Raw genomic sequence first — 17,663 nt, 5'->3', positions numbered from 1 at the left:
GTAATGAAAGCTTGAGTTCTAATTGGCTGTAAAAGTGCTTGGCATTACGACAGCGACTACTTCCCCTCTTGCACATACGGTTTCACCCGCATATACTTCTGTTTCCACCTTGTATTTTTTTGGATGAATTTCAACCACTTTCCCTACAGCTTTCAGAGCCGCTCCCTGAGGAGTGGGTTTTAAGAAATCAACATGAAGTGAAGCCGTTACAAATCTTGGCGGTTCTTCTCCATCACCAGGTTCATTGCCATTTTTCCGATGCAGGAAAAGGGCTGCAGACCCTGTCCCGTGACAGTCCACTAGCGATGCTATGAGACCTCCGTACACAAAACCAGGGAGTGCCATATGCTCTGGCTTTGGATTGTATATCGTCACTGTTCTGTCTCCGTCCCATCCTGTCCGAAAATGGTGGCCGTGTTCATTCATACGCCCACATCCATAACACCAGGCGAAATCTTCCGGGTATTCATCCTGTATTGCTTTCAAGATTTGATCTTCCATGACATATCCTCCTTTTACTGCCTTAGCTTTTAAAATTCTTTTTAATAGGCAAAATCTCCTTCAAACCAGGAAAAATAAAAAAGCTCTTAGACTTTAAAAAAGGAATAATCTTTTCGATGAGATTTCTACTATCTATATTCTGTGTTAGAGATTATTTGGTTCATAAATAACACGGCTGCTTCAGGTTTCAAAAAATAATCATTCCATGTTAAGCTTGTCCAAACTACATTTTCGAGGTGATGACATGAAGTACAGACAATTAGGCAAAACGGGTTTAGATATATCTGTAGTTGGGATAGGAACCTGGCAATATGGTGGTGAATGGGGCAAGGATTTTACTCAATATGAAGTCGATGCAATATTAAACAAAGCGAGAGAAACAGGTATCAATTTTATTGATACTGCAGAATGCTACGGGGACCATTTATCTGAAAGCCTCATTGGAGATTACCTAAATCGAAGCAACCGTGATGACTGGATTGTTGCAACAAAATTCGGCCACCATTTCCATGGGAATTTTGACCGGACACGCCATTGGAATGCAAGTGATGTGTTAGACCAGCTCGACGCTTCACTTAAATCACTGAAAACAGATTACATTGATTTATACCAGGCACACTCTTGTACCGATGAAGAATTCAGCAATGACGAACTATGGACAATGCTCGACAAACAGATACAGGCCGGAAAGATCCGCCACCTGGGAATATCACTTCGTTCAAATGAGGAAAGCTACCAGACCGACCAAGCCTCAAAAGTGAATGTTGGTGCGATTCAGGTTGTCTACAATCGGCTTGACCGAAAGCCGGAAGAGAACATCTTCCCTTCCAGCCAAAAACAAAATCTTGGTGTGCTTGCACGGGTTCCACTTGCCAGTGGCTATTTAAGCGGTAAATACAAGCCGGGATCTATCTTCAGCAGTGACGATGTCCGTTCGAAGCATGACAGTAAAGAAACAGCGCATTTGTTGAAGCAGGTTGAAGAAATAAGGAAACACGAAGTTCCTCAAGATGTCGAGATGGCTACCTGGGCATTGGCCTGGGTCTTGAAGCATCAGGCAGTCACAGCGGTCATTCCAGGATGCAAAACACCAGAGCAGGTTGAACTGAATGCCAGAGCAGCCGAATTGGCAGATCACAATCATCCACAAAATGTAAATCTATAATATACAAAGCCCCGGCATTAATGCTGGGGCTTTAATTCTTTAAGCGATGAGTGAGTTTCTTGCGCCATAGCACTTGAGGCATTTGACCTTCTAATCATAATAAGACATCCTGTACACTAAAAATCTCTCATTGATATTATTGTCAGGCAGGTTAACTTCAAGTGCCAATTCAAAGGGTGTCTGATTCTCTAGAAAGTAAATATAATCCTCAGATGGATAATATAAAATAAGGTCGACTTCTCTTCCGTATTTTTCGACTGAAAGCATAATGTTTTTCACTACATTCATGAAAATTTGAACAGTAAAGGGATTGAAAAAATAAAAACGATTTTCATTTGGTGCAATTGAATATTCTTCTGCCAGGCAGCGTTGGAAATTAATTTTATCTGACAGGTTTTTAAAGTTTTTCAAATAGCTTTTTCTGTTTTCAAGTGCTTCATGATAAAAGACTTCATTCATTTCTATCCCGACAACAAACGTGTTGAATAGGGAATTTAAGTAGAAATTCAACCGGCCTTTTCCGCAGCCAAAGTCAACGACCGTGTCATTTGAGTTGAAGGTATACTCCTTAACGAATAGCTCCAATGCAGCGTATGGAGTAGGCTCATACCGATGGTAATGAAGCGACCGCAGGAAACCTTTTTGATCACCCGTGGTTTTTACGTTCATCATTTTATCAAATTGGTGTTCCTTCATCAGTTAATCTCCATTCATTGCTTCTGTAATGTAAAATCCTTAAGCCCAGGCGATTTATATATCTTTATTTTTCCGGGCTTTTACTTCTGCCATTTTCTCATAGAAGCTTTCTTCTATATCGATGTCAAAGTAATTATAAAATTTCAGCAAATATGCCAGGCTATCTGCCAGTTCTTTACCTATATCCTCTTTTATAGTCGCTTTCGCCAATATGAAAGCTTTTTCCTCATCCATGCCATAAAGGATTCCCTGCTGAGTTTGATTGAATGCCTTCCTTAACTCTTCTGCCACCTCGGCTATCTCGGTTGTCAACAGCATATAATTATTCAGTAAAGATTCCCTTGTTTGCGAATAGCTTTCTGCATTGATGTCCCAGCCCATTTCTTTTTGGTATTGTCTCGAAAATATTTGCAGCTCTTTCATTTTCACACCTCTTTAGGTAAAATTATCCGTGTTGTTATGACATGAGTTTATTATTCTATTAAATGTAACACAACTCATCCAGCTGATAATAATAAATCATTTTAATAGAGAGTTCGTATTCGGGGGTTTGGTGATGGCATTACAAAGAGAAATTGGCAAAAGAGTTGTAGTGATTGGGGGAAGCTTTGCCGGCAAGCTTGCTGCAAGGGTCCTTTCCGATTTTTTTGCGGAAGTAATAATAATAGAGAAAGACCATAAGGATGAAAATGTCGCAACGACCAAAGGAGTTCCACAGGGGGCCCAGGGACATGTATTGCTTAAAAGCGGTGAAGAAATTCTTGAAGAACTATTTCCTGGTATCATTCAGGATTTGGTCCAGGATGGTTCGAAACAATCTGATTTCGCTGAAGACCTATCCTGGTTTCATCACGGAAGCTGGAAAGCCAGGTATGATTCAGGTTTAACGATCATTCAACAGAGCCGCCCGTTCCTTGAGTGGCATATCCAGAGAAAACTTGAAGCTATTCCTAATATCATGTATCGATATAGTTCCAAAGTTAAAGGGCTTATTTTCTTCGAAAATGAAATTAGCGGAGTTGTCGCAGAAAATGCCGATGGCAGTACAGTAGATCTCGAGGCGGATATAGTGATCGATGCTTCCGGGGCAGCGGCATTTACAACACGCTGGCTGAAAGATTTCGGGTTTGAACAACCTCAGAAAACAGAGGTTGAGGTTGATTTGTTTTATGCGAGCATGATATACAAAAATCTTTGCTATAAAGAGTGTAATTGGCATAGCATTCTCGTCTATCCTAATCCTCCGGAAATCGAGCGCGGCGGCAGCATATCCCCGATAGAAGGAAATCGATTTTTGGTTACACTTCTTGGTTATGGAGAAAAGGAAATACCTAATGATCTTACATCGTTTTTAAGATACACCAAAACACTTGGACAACCACATCTACATGAAATGATAAAAAACGCCGTTCCCGATTCAGAGATTGAGGTCTACCGTTTCCCTGCACTTAGTCGCTACCATTATGAAAAATACAGGAATTTCCCAGCAGGTCTGCTCGTTATTGGGGATGCTTTCGGCCGGGTAGACCCTGTATTCGCGCAAGGCATGAGCATTGCTGCACTAGAAGCCTATGCTATGAGGTCCTTGCTTCTAAGGTATAGAAGTAAACAGAAATTAACGAAGGATTTTCACAATAAAGTTAGCAAGATTATTGATATCCCATGGCTGATCGCCCTTACCGAAGACTTTCGTTTTAAAAATACAAGTGGAAATAGACCATTTGGACTTCCATTCCTTCAGTGGTATGTAAAAAAAGTCGTGAAAGCATGTTCCCATAATGAAAAAGTTTACGGGCAATTTATGAACGTTCTCCATCTGAAAGCTCACCCAATCAGTTTATTTAAACCTATGGTTCTTGTTGGGGTGTTCGGAGAACATAAGATTATTAAATAGAAATTACTTAAAAGACTAAGACACCGTTATCAATGAGATTCGGTGTCTTAAGAATAGATTTAGCAGGCTCTTTTCGTAGCTTTTGTTGCTGCCTCACACTAAAGGTTTACAAAGGTGAATTCGAAGACTCTGACTTTCTTCAAAGTGTCTGTGGAATCTCGTCGAGACAAATATAGTAGAATTTCCCAAGTTGATATTGTCCCTTTCTGTCAGTTAATGTGTTAGGCTTAAGAGAAGAACAAAAACTGTCTAGGTTTTATCCATCTTTTCTTAGCCAGTCACCCCTCTTTTGGGAAGGAGTGCTAGAAATGAAGAAAATCAGTGTTTTCCTGGATGACTATCGACAACCACCTGAAGGCTATGTTTTAGCAGAGACAATTGATGAATGTCTTATTCTTTTGAAAAACTATGACATCGACCATCTTTCCTTGGATCACGATCTTACCAGTTATACAAGGAATGGTTTGTTACTCGTTAAAATTATGGTTGAAGAACAGCTTTTTGCTAATCGGATTACGATCCATTCTGCCAATTCGGTCGGTGGAAAAGCGATGTATAAATGGTTTAAACAAGCCCAACATGACTACCAGATGCCGCCGTCCATCAATATTAACTTACGTCCTCTGCCCCTCCATTCCTTTACTTCACGGATGTTATTGACTTACAAATAATTCCCTTTCCCTATAATCCAAGGTTCCACAAATTAAACTCGCTTATTAGCAGGTAATTTCAAAATGCTCTTTTCGTAAACTTTGTTGCTTCTACAACCAAATTTTACGAGTTTAAATGCATTACTTGTTCAGAAATGTTAACAGAGATATGCGGGATGGTCACTTGCTTCGAAAAACAACAATCTATGCGAAAACTGTTTTTAAGAAAAACAATCTTCAATTTAAAGGATATGGCCTCTAAATTATCGAATAGATAAAAAAATGGAGGCCAATCTTATGAAAAATCGAATCAATGAACATGATATTCATCAAAAATATAAGCAAGTGATTTTTGATATGTTTGAGAAAGATACCTATGCTAAGTCTTTGGGAATTAAACTTATCGATCTTGGCGAGGGCTCAGCAGCTGCTGAAATGGAAGTGAAAGACAATATGTTAAATATGCATGGATCACTACATGGTGCTGTTACTTTTGCCCTCGCTGATTTCGTTTTCCAGGCTGCATGCAACTCATATGGCAGGGTATCAGTTGGCTTGACAACTACAGTCAATTATATGTCAGCCGGCCATCTTGGCACAGTTGTAATGGCCACAGCGGAAGAGGAAAAGAAGAATTACAGGACTGCATGGTATAAAATCAGGGTAGAAAGCAACGGGGAATTAATCGCGACCATGGAAGCAGTCGCTTACCGGAAGGAACAATATTTCATTCAAGTGGATTGATAAAAAGTGGACCAGGTTAGCTTGGTCCACTTTATTTTTGCTGTTTTCACATGGATTGTTGCGTTTCGAATCGGTCCCTACCCAAGATAGCGTGAAAACCGGAAACTTTTGTTCGTTTGAAAAGCAACAAAGTTTACGAAAAGAGCCTAATTTATTCATATAAATAGTTAAAAATTGCAGGTACCCTTTCGCGCCATGCGAGTTCATTATGGACTGCGCCTTCGGCAACGATGAATTCCACATCCTTAACCTTATCTTTTAATAACGTGTATACAGCCTCGCTGGACTCAATATACCTTCTGCTGTCGATCGTGCCCGAAGATTCATTTGTGCCAACATCAAGATAAAATTTTTCAATGCTTGATAAATCGCTATCTTTAATAAGTTGTTCAATTTCTTCTTGAGTAAACCAGTATGCGGATGATACAGATGCTACTTTTTTAAAAATATCAGGATATTTGCAGGCTGCGTATGTAGAAATCAAGCCTCCCATGGAGCTGCCGGCCATCGATGTTTCTTCCGGGTTTGTCCGGTATTTCTTATCGATCATTGGCTTCAATTCGTGGACAATATACTCGATATAATCCTTCCCTTCCCCGCCTATCCCATCAAGTTCTGGCGCGAAAATTTTCCGCATTTCCGAGCTTGCCCATGGTGAATATTCATCGAGCCTTTTATAGCCATCATTACAGTCGATTCCCACTACAATCATTTCCAGCTCTCTGTGGTCGAGGAAATCCGAAATGCCCCAAGACATACCGTAGCCAGCATCTTCGTCTTTATAAAGGTTTTGGCCATCATGCATATAGAGGACAGGATATCTTTTTTCTTGACTTTCATTGTACTTGTTAGGCAGATAAACTCTTACCATTCTTTCTCTATTCAAAGGTGTAATAGTAACATTGAAATGTTCAAACATGCTAATCCTCCTGTTTTTTTGTTGTTGTATGGAACAAGGTGATAATTTAATTTTCTTGTACTCTTCGCTCCCATTTTGACGCTCCTGCAGTCACATAATTCCTGTTCCAGTCTTAATATAAATCTGCTTTACAGATATCCTTTGATAGTTAATAATTAACAAAACAACTTGTTTATAGGAGAAATGTACGTGGAATCTTTTTTGTTATTTAGAAAACAGCTTTTATATAATTATATCTTTGGCTCGACATTAGCTGTTCTCGGGGTTGGCGGTGTTTTTATTTTCTTCACTCTTTCACTCTCCATAACTGAAGTCTACTACATGGGAGTCATTTTGGGGATATCTTTTTTGGTGATGGCTTTCTTTGAATATCGTGCATTCTCTAAAGATATCCAGCCTATATTGCAGGTATTTGAAAATGACAAAATGGATTTGGAAGATCTTCACAATGCGTTTAACAAACTGCACTGTTTTCCTATCCAGACCTTCAAAAGGATTATGGGACCGCATCTATTTGGCTTGACAATTCCTGCAGTAATTTTGGCTGCTTCATTTATTTCTTTCAACCTGTTAAGTATACCTTATATCTTCATTACTTTCGCAATCATCGGGGCAATTCTGGTTGCCGGCATGCATGCTATTATTGAATTTTTCATGACGATTAAAGCAGTCCAGCCATTATTAAAGGAATTGGATCTAATCTCCACAACACAATTCAATCACACTTTTACGCAAAAGGGTAAAATGGTCATGTCCATCAAGCGGAAATTCCAATTAAGCTTCCTCTATATCACTGTTTTTCCTATTCTATTATTCGGCCTTGCAACTCAGGTGAAACTTGATATCTTGAAAGAATCGGGTCAGAATTATTGGAGCTGGGCATTTGTCATTATTCTCATAGGTTTGGCGTTTGCCTATTTCGGGGCAAAGCTATTGTTTTTAGATGTCCAACAGCCAATCCTTCAGCTCCAGGAATCGATGAAAGAAATTCAGCAAGGCAACTTAATAAAAACAGATGAATTGTATTCTGATGAATTTGCCGGTTTGGTTAGCGGATTCAATCATATGGTTGAAGCGATTAAGGACCGCGATAATCAAAAACAGTTAATGTTTGAGAGTTTTCTCGAGAGCTTGTCGGCTGTATTGGACGCGCGGGATCCATACACCGCCGGACATTCAACTAGGGTAACCGCTTATTCCCTCGCTATTGGAAAAAGGTACGGCCTGTTAGAATACGATTTATCCTTATTGAAGAAATCAGCCATTCTCCATGACATTGGAAAAATAGGCATCCCAGATGCAATTTTGCTCAAAGACGAAAAGCTTTCAGATGCTGAATATTACGAAATAAAAAAACATCCTGAAATAGGTGCAAATATTGTCCAGCAAGTACAAGGATTTTCAGAAATGAGTGTAGTAATCGAAGGCATCATGTATCATCATGAGCGTTATGATGGAAATGGATATCCATCCGGGCTCAAGGGAAATGATATCCCTCTTTTCGGAAGGATTATTGCAGTAGCGGATGCGTTTGATGCCATGACTTCAAACAGGCCATATCGCAAAGGAATGCCGTTCGAAAAGGCCCTTCGAATAATTGAAGATGGTAAAGGAGTTCAATGGGATCCGGAATTCTCAAGTTTGTTCGGAGATTTGATGAAGAAAGGTGTTTTCAACGAGACGTCTTTTGGAACTGTCCAGTTTCAAGATTATATAAGGAATATAAGTTAATTTATTTATATGCGCAAAGAGCAATGGAATTATTCCATTGCTCCTTTCTTAAAGTGGTTTAATATCACTTTATCTTCCGGATATTCTTTACCGGTAAAAAGACAATCTCACTTTTACCAACGATGCTGCTTTTTTTGATATAACCAAGCCCATTCCGGCTATCCATACTGTGCAGCCTGTTGTCCCCCATCACAAATAAATGTCCTTCCGGAACCACTAATGGTCCAAAGTCTCCAGTCAACTTGCTTCCGCTTTTGTTAGCTGAATGAAGATTCGCTGTCAAATATGATTCTCTCATTATTTCTTTGTTAATATATAATTCATCATTCTTCATTTCTATTTTTTCACCAGGGAAACCAATCACTCTTTTAACGTAGTTCTCACCTTTTCCTTTGATGATAACAATATCGCCTCTTTTTAGGTCATTCGAGGTGCCCAATTTATTGACGAAAATCTTTTCCTGATTATGCAAGGTCGGCTCCATTGATGCTCCTTCTACTATATAGGGGGAAAAAAGGTAAGTCCTCATGAATAAGGCCAAAATTATGGCCAGCATCAAGGATTTTATCCAAGATATCAATTCTTTTTTAGGGTTCATTTCCAGCACTCCCTGCATTTTAAAACTGAAGATTCTTAACGAATATATTCTATTTTTTCCTTTCACTCTCCTGCTATTTTTATGATTATATATTAGTTATTAGTGATAATGAATTGGTAAAGTATTTGTGGGAATGAATCCATACGTCTATTGTAAAATACTAACAACAATAACGAGCAATAATACAACCACATGCATCCATACTAAGAGTTGTATCAAAAAGATGGCCCATCCTTTCCTTTTTCTTGCGAAAATTAAGATGATCAACGAAAATACTAGGCTGAAAAACGAACCTGCAAGTGAACTTCTATTCGTATATAAACCATAAAAGAAAGTAGCAATCGCTGTAATACCAAATATAATTAGATAGATCTTGAGAATTTTTTCTTTGCGCTCGCGTTCATGCTTGAATTCATACATGCCTGGCTCTCACCTTTGCTCATTTAAATATTCAACTTTGTTATAGGGTATCAAAAGATAAAATATATGCACTGACGGTCACTGCAATTATGATTAAAATTGCTGCCAGCCAAAAATGGAGATCCATAAACAAAATGGTACCGCAAATAGAGAGCCACATCAGGGTGAGACTGAGGATTTTATTCTTGAGGGTGATTCCGTTTTTCTCGCGGAAATCCCTGATATAGCCGCCAAGCCATTTGTTCCTAATCAATTTTTGATAAAGTGTTTCTGATGCTTTGACATAGCAGGCTGCACCTAGCAGAATTAACGGCGTGGTTGGCAAAAGAGGAAGTACAATCCCGATTACTCCTAGTGAGATGGAGATTGTGCCAATAGTAATCAATAAAGCTCTGACTGCGAAATTCACTTGAGTCCTCCCTCCTGCTTTTTGCTGCAATTTGTCTCTATAAATTTACTATTAATTTGTAAATATTGATCGGGATACCGATCGAAAGAACAGTTGAATGACAATTGCATAAGTATACCCCTATTATTAACAATGACAAAATTATCCTATAAGCAGGGTGGTAATACAATACCTTTCCGTATATAAAAAACTGCTGTTCCCTAAGGACAGCAGTTTATTTGACGGTGATTGAATGCCTTGTATAATAATTGCTATATCTATAGAAAAATTCAACTAGGGTATCTTGGTCCACTATTGAAAAGGTATAAATGGTTTTTGTTGGTTCAGATATTTTTTGAAATTCGATTGCATGGTTCTCTGCGTATTCTTCTAAATATAACTCTAATTCTTTTCTTTTAATAGTATTAGGTCGTTGCACTTCTGAACTGATTTGTTGTTTTTCTTTAATAAACTGATCGATGAATGAAGTTAAATCGGTGTTGTTATTGGTCATTATTATAAAGAATCATTCCTTTGCATCTTATTTATCCATTGTCTCTGTCAATCCTGCCGTTAAATTCTTACCATTTATTAAATTCCAATAAAAAAAGCCAGAAAAGGACTATAAGCAAACAAATCCTTTTCTGACTTATGTCTGGTTCTATGCCCATTCATTGCTATCAGAATAAATATTATAAGTTTATATTATTGTTAAAATGGTGGTTTATTGCTATTTAGTATGATTAAGAGTTTTAATCATTACCCTGATGATTATAATATCATCTATATTAAAATAAATCAAGGTCATCCACTCATGGCTTCAATATGAATAATGTATAGCTTTTATCCTGGTCAAAGTTCCAGTCGATGAAATAATCAATGACCTTTGCATTTAGAAAGGCTTCAAATTTCACTCTATGCCGGTTTATTATTCTTTTCTCCAAGTTCCGCTTTGCGATTTTTAATGTTTCCTGGAAGCCCAGTCCAATAAACTCCTTTTCAAGACTGATTAAGATACCATGCCTAATAATAATCAATGTGCGTTCATTCATGAGCAGGGAATGTGTGTGTTCCGGTGCCTTTTGGATTTCCATGCTCAGCTCGCCAATTTCCTCATGGATCTTCTCTTTGTTCTCATATGACGCAAAGTCATATGGCTGGCCATTCTCAAAAACAAATAAAAACATTCCTGACTTCGCATCCAGATTCCAGTCATAATGAAATTCCTTTATTTTATCCTCTGTATGCAGCTCTATAAAATATTTTATCTCTTCTTCTAAAGTTTCCATCATCAGGTCCCTTGTCTTTTGGACATACACGCTTTGCTGATTCGAAATTAGTGTATTCTCCATCGGTGATAAAAAATTTGTAATATAAATAGAGACGAAAGGTCGGGATATTGTACAAAATACATTGCCAGGACCGCGGCCGAAATTTTCACGCAGCAATCTACCAATGTAACCACTTATTTCTTTTTCTAAAATTACTGCTTCCATAATATACCTCGCTATACAATATACTCCTCTTCATTTTCCCTATTTTATAAATAATAAAACTCTAAACGTCTTCTATAAATTTTTGGAACCTGATAATTTATGTATAAAAAAGTATGGGTGCTTCCGCTACAAACAACAGGGTTAAATAACAATATTGAGCTTTAACAGAGCCTAAAAGAAAAATACCTTTTCCCCTGTAAATTCCCCTTTTTTTGCCGATATTATTAGTAAGTCAGAATTAAAACTTCCAAAGGAGCCTGCCATGGATATTTCTAAAGAAATTCTTACGATGAAAATTGAATTGTTTAGAGAAGAAATGATCAAATTGGGACTAAAAACTGGTTTTGGAAGTCCTGAAACGGTACAGATCAGCCAAACGCTTGATGAGTTAATTTTAAAATACCAGGAAATGCTTCATTAAATAGATTAGCTACACCCCAAAAAAGATCACCATAGTCGGTGATCTTTTATTTTTAGGCAATATTAAATTAGAATGTTGATTTCAGTTCCAGACTTAAAATTCCTTTTTAGAAATAGGCAAGAAATATTTCACGCCTCTTTTATTAAACGGCAGGATTTTCATATCGGCAATCAGATGGCTGGCGTATGCCCCCATGCAAGCGGCAAATGTACCTTCTACCCCTATTGATTGCTCGAATCTTAAAGCTATTGCAGCGAAGAACAGCATTCCTATTAAGGTATGTGTGTAGCTTCGGTGAGAAATAAATGATGCGACGATAATATAGATGCCCAGCAAGATCAGCCAACTTTCATGCAGCGACAGTCCCCCCGCCAGTACTCCTATACCTGTGACTGTCAGCATTCGTCGCTGTGTAAGAAAGGATGATATAATCATCATCCCTGCCCCAATAATTATCCCGATCCATTTTTCAGAACTGCTTCCCTCCAAAAAACTGTATAAGATCATAAGAAATCCTATAAGCTGGGCAACAGTTCGTATCAATTTATAAGAAAAAGTAATTTTGTTGCTCAACTTTCCATCTACATCCACATCTGGGAGCAAACCTGCTATGCCTCCCACCGTCACTAAAAACATGGTAGCAGAAGGATCGCTCTGCAAGGAATTAGCTGTTATGAATCCTGCTCCGGCCCCTAATGCTGCATGCATTGTACCTTTCAACCCTTCCACCCTTACTTTCTATGTAAAATATTTATTAATTATATTTTAATATAATAATAGTGACAATCCTGTAAATGGCTTATTTATAAGGCGAAAAGATCTTAGGGTTATTGATTAAAATCAGTCATATCCGTTTGCCATAGGAATCGGCTAATTAAAATTTTCTTTTCTTCTACGAATTCGACTCCTTCTGATTCCAAGAGCGTTTTTTGCGTAAAAAGCATTTCTTCATCTTTAAAACCTATTTCGCCTTTTGAATTAATAACTCTGTGCCATGGCAGATTGTATTTATTGGACATTGAGTGCAGAATACGTACCACCTGTCTGGCAGCCCTTGGGCTTCCTGCTTCGCTTGCCACTTGGCCATATGTCATCACTTTTCCAGAAGGAATACTCTGGATGATTTGAAGGGCTTTTTCGGTAAAACTCGTCATGTTTTTTCATCCTATCTTTTATCAAGAATTTCAATTTAGAAGAGAAAGATTTAATTTTTTAGCTTTCTTACATTATACTGTTGATTTCCGTTCCGGTCATGCGCAGAACGTCCGGTGAGGCTCCTGCAGTGGATAATAGAATATATAATGCCTGTTCAATGAAAAAATCCCATCGAAACAGGCATTCTTTCCTATTTTTCATATGATTTGAATTTTTTAATGATTGCCCAGCAGCTCAACCCTAAAAGCCAGTAAATAGGAAACGAATAAATGTGTTTCCATGTCAGCTCTTTATATATACCAAGGTAAACCATAGATGGTTCAGCAATGAAAGCGAGAAATAGAGATAAAATTGCTGTTGCGAGAATAAATTTTTTTAAGGAATATCCGTATTTTTGATAAATGAGCATGAAGGGGATGATCACTACTCCGACATCATATGGGTAGAGCTGCGGGTTCAAGTATGGCGTCAATCGGACAGGATAAGTCCAGACCATTGCATTGCTTCCAATCGAATCTAAAAAAATGGCTGCTACACCATAAAATAATCCATAGGCTGTATTTTCAACCAATTTCTTTTTATCGACTACAAGCCACCAAATTATAGCAGGTATAATTGATAGAACTACTAGGAACCACCATCTTAAGGTAAGAAAATTATTATCATGCCAATAAGCTTTTAAAACATTATGATAGTTCTTCTCAGCTTCAAGTAAATCTTGCAATGAGATGGAGGCTAGAACTTTTCCTTGGAAAGTCATGAGTGGTTGTATAAGTTCTATAGTCCACGAAAGCATTTAATCACACCCTTTGTATATAGAGTGTGATTTTTTGTTGTTTATATGTATTTATTTTAGATTAAATGTTGATTCTTTAGCTCTTTATATACCTCAATAAGCCGGACGGGCTCAATGTTTGTGATATAAGAATAAACTCCGCTTGTTGTGTGCAGATAAAGGAATCCTTTTTTCCCGGACATATTCTTAAAAGAAATATCTAAAATGTCGTGCAGTTTAAAATCCTCGGAAGCTGTTGTTATTCTGTCTTCAAACACCTTAATTAGTTCTTCATTCTCTTCAAATATTTGTTCATTATCTTTAATTCTGCGTTTCACTGTTAAGTAAATATGTGAACATAGCACCTGCAGCCCCCCTTTCAGATATTCTGCTTAACTGTCTTATATCCCATCTTTTTTATTTTACTCATGTTGATTAGGAATAACTAATATATTTAACAATAATAACAGGTCAATGCCGCGAAGGGGGATTTATTTGAAGTGTATCGGGGAACTGTTGGACTCAGAAAAGTATTATGTCAATGGCCGGATCGCTATCATTGAAAATAAGGAAGCAGTCATGAAGGTATTTGGGTTGAAACAAGAGCAATGGCTTAAGGTATGGAATATTGATCCGCGGATTTTGACCCTGTTTTATAAATCGTATGAGGCAGAATTTGATTGGTTTATCGTTGTGTATGATTATCCTGCATTTTGCGCCGACCAAGAAATTAAAGAGGCGATAATCTGGCATGAGCTGGGACATATTGAGTATCCGGTATATGAACAGGAGCTGAACGTTGACAGCGAAATTCAATGCGATGGCCTGGCAATCAAAAACGGCCATAAAGAGGGTATGCGCAAAGTGCTCGAACTCACATTGAAAATGGCCTCTTCGCTTAATCATGAAATTTTGAGTCAGATTACTACGGAACGGCAAATGAAACTTCTGGGCTAAAGTTGCAGCTAGCTGAAGCTTAATAACATAATGCCATTTTACGAGCAAGAACCATAATCTTGTGGGCTAAATCTTGATTTTTTTTGAATAAACCAGCATTAGTATTGAGAACTGGATAATAGCATCGGAAATTCGAGGTTTAAATATATTTTTTAAATTAAGAAACCCGCCATTTTTAAGATGGCGGGTCTTTTCTTATCAACCTGTATTCCTTAATCCTGCAGCAACGCCGCTGATCGTTAACAGTACTTGTGTGAGCAATTCATCATCCGGATCTTCATCACTGCGAAGTTCCTTGATCAGTTCGACTTGGATAAAGTTAAGTGGATCAACATATGGATTTCGTCTATGCACAGAATCCTTGATATTTGGAGTATGGTCAAGAAGCTCATCATCCTCAGTAATCTGAAGCAAGATGTTCTTGGTCCGTTCATACTCCTCTACAATATTGCCGAAAATACGGTCTGCGATCGATTTATCTTCCACAAGAGAAGTATACTCCTGTGCCGTAGTAATATCGGCCTTCATCAATGCCATTTGCAGGTTGTCAACAGTGCTTCTGAAGAAAGGCCATTCCTCGTACATTTCCTGCAAAAGCTTCAAGTTTTCTGGATTTTGCTGCACAAAGCTTTCCAGCCCGGAACCTGCTGCGTACCATGCCGGGAATAGCTGCCTGCTCTGTGTCCAGGCGAAAACCCAAGGAATTGCGCGCAGGTTTTCAAATTTGCTGCTGTTTTTACGGCTCATGGGACGAGAGCCGATATTTAGCTCGGCAAGTTCTTTTAATGGTGTAGCCTGGTTGAAGTACGTAATGAAATCCGGATCTTCAAAAACAAGGGATTGATATTTTCTCAGTGATACAGCAGAGATTTGTTCGATTGCATCTACCCATCTTTGATCACGTAAATGTCCCTGTTCAGATTCCTTCAATACGTTTGCGGCTGCCTTGACCATTGTCGATGTAGCTTGTTCAAGACTTCTGTAGGCAATATCCTTGAGCAGGTAGCGGGACGATAGAACTTCTCCTTGTTCAGTAATTTTTACTCCCTGTCCAAGCGTTTCGACTGGCTGTGAAAGAAGGCTCCTATTTAACGGTCCGCCGCCACGGCCTAGGGATCCGCCACGTCCATGGAAAAATTTCAGTCCAATCTGATATTTTTTCGCCATTTCATTGATTTCCAACTGGGCTTTATATAGTTTCCAGTTAGCTGTCAATGTTCCGCCATCCTTGCTTCCATCAGAGTAACCGAGCATGATTTCCTGCTGGTCGCCCATCTTCTTCAAGTGATCCCGGTATACTGGCATCTTAAATAAAGTTTCCATAATTTTAGGTCCCGCTGTAAGATCGTCTATCGTTTCAAGCAATGGTGCTACATTCAAGTCTGTCTCAAAGCTTCCGTCTGCATGTAGCCTGTAAATGCCAGCTTCTTTTGCAAGAACTAGCACTTCAAGTAAATCACTTGCTGATTGAGTCATACTTACTAGGTAAACTGTGATCGATCTTTTACCGAATTCACTGTGCGCGCGTTTGATCATTTCAAACACTTGGAGCATTTCCTGTGTTTCTTTTGAATAATCATCATGCAAGAGCAGCAATGGGCGCGGATCAGCTAAAATTTTTGACAGTAGATCTTGTTTCGCTTCTTCCGATAAAGATGGATAATCTTGAGTAACTCCTACCTTCCGCAGGATTTCAGTGATTGCGGCTTCATGCTCTCCGCTATGGTTTCGAATATCAAGCGTCGCAAGGTGAAAACCAAACAGCTGTACTTGGCGAATCATCTTTTGCAGTGTTTTAAGCTCATGATGTACAGGGTGATGGAGATAAATGCTTTCCCGGATCATCATTAAATCTTTGAGCATTTCTTCGGACGATTTATAACCAACCTCGGATCTACCTGCTTCTTTCAGTCTTTGGATGATGACAGCAAATTTCCTGCGGTATACTTCACCTTCGATTTTCCATTTCTGCTCTTCTGTCAGGAATTTTTCCTCGTCCCTCACGACAGATTCAACTAACTCCTCACTAACTGCCGCACGAGTTGTTGAATGGCTGAAGCGTTTCATTAAATCGACAAGAACAGCCTTGTATTTTTTCAGGACAAGACGCCTTTGCCTTTGAAGGGTTTCCCATGTGACATCATGCGTTACATTCGGGTTCCCATCGCGGTCACCGCCAATCCATGAGCCAAAACGAAGGAAGTGAGGCACTTTCCATACATGGTCAGGGTAATGATCTTTTAGGCTTGTCTCAACTTCCTGGTGTATTTCCGGAAGGACGTCGAAAAGGGTTTGGTCAAAATAATAGAGTCCATTCCTTACTTCATCAATAACAGTTGGCTTTCGGTCCCTCAATTCATCTGTTTGCCATAGGACAGATACCTCATTGAACAAGCTTTCTTCGATCTGTTCGCGCTCTTTATTTGACAGGAGCGGATTATCCAAGCTTTTTAAGATATCAGCAATCCTTTTTTGGATTTCCAGGATAGAACGTTTAGTTGCTTCCGTCGGATGGGCGGTGATAATCAGTTCCAAGGAAATGGTATTGAGTACATTTTGGATAATTTCAGAGGATATATAATTGTCTTTTAATGAAAGGACGGCTGCTTCGATTGAGCCTGGCTGTGCGCTGATTTCAGACTTGAGCAGATAGTCGCGGCGCCTGCGGATCCGGTGGTTTTGTTCCGCTGCATTGATTAAATGAAAATAGACGGAAAATGCACGGATTATATTTCTTCTCATAGGAACAGACAAACCTGTGATTTCTTCTTTTAGACCCAGGTATGTGTCAGGGTCACTATCATTTCTGAGCGTTTTACACATTGCCCGTATTTTTTCAACTTTTTCAAATAGTTCCACCCCGCCATGGTAGACTAGAATGTCGCCAAGGATGTTTCCAAGCATCTTTACATCTCTGCGTAATGGTAAACTGCTGTCGTTCACTTCGATTCCTGATGTCATAGTGTCACCTTCCTAATACTTGTAAGAATATTTTAAATATTAATATATCATAAAAATACATAGAATGTGAAATGTTATGCATATAACCTTTAATTGTTAGCTTGGAATTTTATTAGATTGAGCATCATTATTCATCAAATAATTTTCCACAGTTTTGCTTTTTCTCAATCCCCTTCCAAAGAAAAGGCTTCC

At 38.7% G+C, this 17,663-nt stretch carries 20 protein-coding genes; 7 read left to right on the top strand and 13 right to left on the bottom strand.

The features are described 5' to 3' along the window. Positions 1-18: 18 nt before the first annotated feature. Positions 19-501 carry a PaaI family thioesterase gene (locus tag M3204_RS11000; RefSeq protein ID WP_251481383.1) on the bottom strand — a complete coding sequence of 161 codons (483 nt, stop codon included), beginning with the start codon at positions 499-501 and terminating at the stop codon, positions 19-21. A gap of 244 nt (positions 502-745) precedes the next feature. Here M3204_RS11000 and M3204_RS10995 point away from each other — a divergent pair, with 244 nt between their 5' ends. After that, the gene (locus tag M3204_RS10995) at positions 746-1,666 is read left to right on the top strand and encodes an aldo/keto reductase (RefSeq protein WP_251481379.1); all 921 of its coding nucleotides are present in this window, start codon (positions 746-748) and stop codon (positions 1,664-1,666) included. Positions 1,667-1,756: 90 nt separating this feature from the next. On the opposite strand, the gene M3204_RS10990 is transcribed toward M3204_RS10995, so the two are convergent. Next, complete coding sequence (locus M3204_RS10990; protein WP_251481375.1) at positions 1,757-2,362, bottom strand: methyltransferase; 606 nt, start codon at positions 2,360-2,362, stop codon at positions 1,757-1,759. A gap of 54 nt (positions 2,363-2,416) precedes the next feature. Then, entirely contained in the window at positions 2,417-2,785 is a 369-nt protein-coding gene (locus M3204_RS10985) for a MazG nucleotide pyrophosphohydrolase domain-containing protein (RefSeq protein WP_251481371.1), read from the bottom strand. A 133-nt stretch (positions 2,786-2,918) separates the two neighbouring features. Between M3204_RS10985 and M3204_RS10980 the strand changes: the two genes are divergently transcribed. From M3204_RS10980 to M3204_RS10970, 3 genes are all read left to right on the top strand, one after another. Next, positions 2,919-4,256 (top strand): FAD-dependent monooxygenase, encoded by a 1,338-nt coding sequence (locus M3204_RS10980; protein WP_251481366.1) that lies wholly within the window; start codon positions 2,919-2,921, stop codon positions 4,254-4,256. 308 nt (positions 4,257-4,564) lie between these two features. Continuing rightward, positions 4,565-4,927, top strand: a complete 363-nt coding sequence (locus M3204_RS10975) for a cyclic-phosphate processing receiver domain-containing protein (protein ID WP_251481362.1) — start codon at positions 4,565-4,567, stop codon at positions 4,925-4,927. A 276-nt stretch (positions 4,928-5,203) separates the two neighbouring features. After that, positions 5,204-5,650 carry a hotdog fold thioesterase gene (locus M3204_RS10970; protein WP_251481355.1) on the top strand — a complete coding sequence of 149 codons (447 nt, stop codon included), beginning with the start codon at positions 5,204-5,206 and terminating at the stop codon, positions 5,648-5,650. 151 nt (positions 5,651-5,801) lie between these two features. Here M3204_RS10970 and M3204_RS10965 read toward each other — a convergent pair whose 3' ends face one another. Continuing rightward, on the bottom strand, positions 5,802-6,569 hold the full coding sequence (locus M3204_RS10965) for an alpha/beta hydrolase (protein ID WP_251481351.1): 768 nt from the start codon (positions 6,567-6,569) through the stop codon (positions 5,802-5,804). A 183-nt stretch (positions 6,570-6,752) separates the two neighbouring features. Between M3204_RS10965 and M3204_RS10960 the strand changes: the two genes are divergently transcribed. Next, positions 6,753-8,300 carry an HD domain-containing phosphohydrolase gene (locus M3204_RS10960; protein WP_251481349.1) on the top strand — a complete coding sequence of 516 codons (1,548 nt, stop codon included), beginning with the start codon at positions 6,753-6,755 and terminating at the stop codon, positions 8,298-8,300. Between the two features lie 64 nt (positions 8,301-8,364). On the opposite strand, the gene lepB is transcribed toward M3204_RS10960, so the two are convergent. The 4 genes from lepB to M3204_RS10940 form a co-directional block, all read right to left on the bottom strand. Continuing rightward, a complete protein-coding gene (gene lepB, locus M3204_RS10955) occupies positions 8,365-8,916 on the bottom strand; it encodes a signal peptidase I (protein WP_435367707.1) in 552 nt (183 codons plus the stop codon). A 129-nt stretch (positions 8,917-9,045) separates the two neighbouring features. Next, entirely contained in the window at positions 9,046-9,318 is a 273-nt protein-coding gene (locus M3204_RS10950) for a hypothetical protein (protein WP_251481346.1), read from the bottom strand. A gap of 40 nt (positions 9,319-9,358) precedes the next feature. Further along, positions 9,359-9,727, bottom strand: a complete 369-nt coding sequence (locus M3204_RS10945) for a YbaN family protein (protein WP_251481343.1) — start codon at positions 9,725-9,727, stop codon at positions 9,359-9,361. 791 nt (positions 9,728-10,518) lie between these two features. Next, positions 10,519-11,202 (bottom strand): DUF2294 domain-containing protein, encoded by a 684-nt coding sequence (locus M3204_RS10940; RefSeq protein WP_251481342.1) that lies wholly within the window; start codon positions 11,200-11,202, stop codon positions 10,519-10,521. Between the two features lie 262 nt (positions 11,203-11,464). Here M3204_RS10940 and M3204_RS10935 point away from each other — a divergent pair, with 262 nt between their 5' ends. Then, positions 11,465-11,623, top strand: a complete 159-nt coding sequence (locus M3204_RS10935) for an aspartyl-phosphate phosphatase Spo0E family protein (protein ID WP_251481340.1) — start codon at positions 11,465-11,467, stop codon at positions 11,621-11,623. A 93-nt stretch (positions 11,624-11,716) separates the two neighbouring features. On the opposite strand, the gene M3204_RS10930 is transcribed toward M3204_RS10935, so the two are convergent. The 4 genes from M3204_RS10930 to M3204_RS10915 form a co-directional block, all read right to left on the bottom strand. Then, positions 11,717-12,352 (bottom strand): metal-dependent hydrolase, encoded by a 636-nt coding sequence (locus M3204_RS10930; protein WP_353056009.1) that lies wholly within the window; start codon positions 12,350-12,352, stop codon positions 11,717-11,719. Positions 12,353-12,450: 98 nt separating this feature from the next. Then, on the bottom strand, positions 12,451-12,777 hold the full coding sequence (locus tag M3204_RS10925; RefSeq protein ID WP_251481337.1) for an MGMT family protein: 327 nt from the start codon (positions 12,775-12,777) through the stop codon (positions 12,451-12,453). A 191-nt stretch (positions 12,778-12,968) separates the two neighbouring features. Then, positions 12,969-13,574, bottom strand: coding sequence for a CBO0543 family protein (locus M3204_RS10920; protein WP_251481335.1), 606 nt, complete (start codon positions 13,572-13,574; stop codon positions 12,969-12,971). 56 nt (positions 13,575-13,630) lie between these two features. Then, positions 13,631-13,918 (bottom strand): hypothetical protein, encoded by a 288-nt coding sequence (locus tag M3204_RS10915; RefSeq protein ID WP_251481333.1) that lies wholly within the window; start codon positions 13,916-13,918, stop codon positions 13,631-13,633. 130 nt (positions 13,919-14,048) lie between these two features. Between M3204_RS10915 and M3204_RS10910 the strand changes: the two genes are divergently transcribed. Then, positions 14,049-14,510, top strand: a complete 462-nt coding sequence (locus M3204_RS10910) for a hypothetical protein (protein WP_251481332.1) — start codon at positions 14,049-14,051, stop codon at positions 14,508-14,510. 198 nt (positions 14,511-14,708) lie between these two features. Here M3204_RS10910 and ppc read toward each other — a convergent pair whose 3' ends face one another. After that, entirely contained in the window at positions 14,709-17,471 is a 2,763-nt protein-coding gene (gene ppc / locus M3204_RS10905) for a phosphoenolpyruvate carboxylase (RefSeq protein ID WP_251481330.1), read from the bottom strand. Between the last annotated feature and the right edge of the window lie 192 nt (positions 17,472-17,663).

This window comes from Mesobacillus subterraneus, assembly GCF_023715485.1.
Lineage (GTDB): Bacteria > Bacillota > Bacilli > Bacillales > Cytobacillaceae > Mesobacillus > Mesobacillus subterraneus_B.
Note: the sequence above shows the minus strand (reverse complement) of the source record. Positions and strands in the feature narration are given on the sequence as shown.

Bases quoted from the DNA above. Each gene is read 5' to 3' on its own strand.
- M3204_RS11000 (WP_251481383.1), bottom strand. From the start codon at position 501: ATGGAAGATCAAATCTTGAAAGCAATACAGGATGAATACCCGGAAGAT.
- M3204_RS10995 (WP_251481379.1), top strand. From the start codon at position 746: ATGAAGTACAGACAATTAGGCAAAACGGGTTTAGATATATCTGTAGTT.
- M3204_RS10990 (WP_251481375.1), bottom strand. From the start codon at position 2,362: ATGAAGGAACACCAATTTGATAAAATGATGAACGTAAAAACCACGGGT.
- M3204_RS10985 (WP_251481371.1), bottom strand. From the start codon at position 2,785: ATGAAAGAGCTGCAAATATTTTCGAGACAATACCAAAAAGAAATGGGC.
- M3204_RS10980 (WP_251481366.1), top strand. From the start codon at position 2,919: ATGGCATTACAAAGAGAAATTGGCAAAAGAGTTGTAGTGATTGGGGGA.
- M3204_RS10975 (WP_251481362.1), top strand. From the start codon at position 4,565: ATGAAGAAAATCAGTGTTTTCCTGGATGACTATCGACAACCACCTGAA.
- M3204_RS10970 (WP_251481355.1), top strand. From the start codon at position 5,204: ATGAAAAATCGAATCAATGAACATGATATTCATCAAAAATATAAGCAA.
- M3204_RS10965 (WP_251481351.1), bottom strand. From the start codon at position 6,569: ATGTTTGAACATTTCAATGTTACTATTACACCTTTGAATAGAGAAAGA.
- M3204_RS10960 (WP_251481349.1), top strand. From the start codon at position 6,753: ATGTACGTGGAATCTTTTTTGTTATTTAGAAAACAGCTTTTATATAAT.
- lepB (WP_435367707.1), bottom strand. From the start codon at position 8,916: ATGCAGGGAGTGCTGGAAATGAACCCTAAAAAAGAATTGATATCTTGG.
- M3204_RS10950 (WP_251481346.1), bottom strand. From the start codon at position 9,318: ATGTATGAATTCAAGCATGAACGCGAGCGCAAAGAAAAAATTCTCAAG.
- M3204_RS10940 (WP_251481342.1), bottom strand. From the start codon at position 11,202: ATGGAAGCAGTAATTTTAGAAAAAGAAATAAGTGGTTACATTGGTAGA.
- M3204_RS10935 (WP_251481340.1), top strand. From the start codon at position 11,465: ATGGATATTTCTAAAGAAATTCTTACGATGAAAATTGAATTGTTTAGA.
- M3204_RS10925 (WP_251481337.1), bottom strand. From the start codon at position 12,777: ATGACGAGTTTTACCGAAAAAGCCCTTCAAATCATCCAGAGTATTCCT.
- M3204_RS10920 (WP_251481335.1), bottom strand. From the start codon at position 13,574: ATGCTTTCGTGGACTATAGAACTTATACAACCACTCATGACTTTCCAA.
- ppc (WP_251481330.1), bottom strand. From the start codon at position 17,471: ATGACATCAGGAATCGAAGTGAACGACAGCAGTTTACCATTACGCAGA.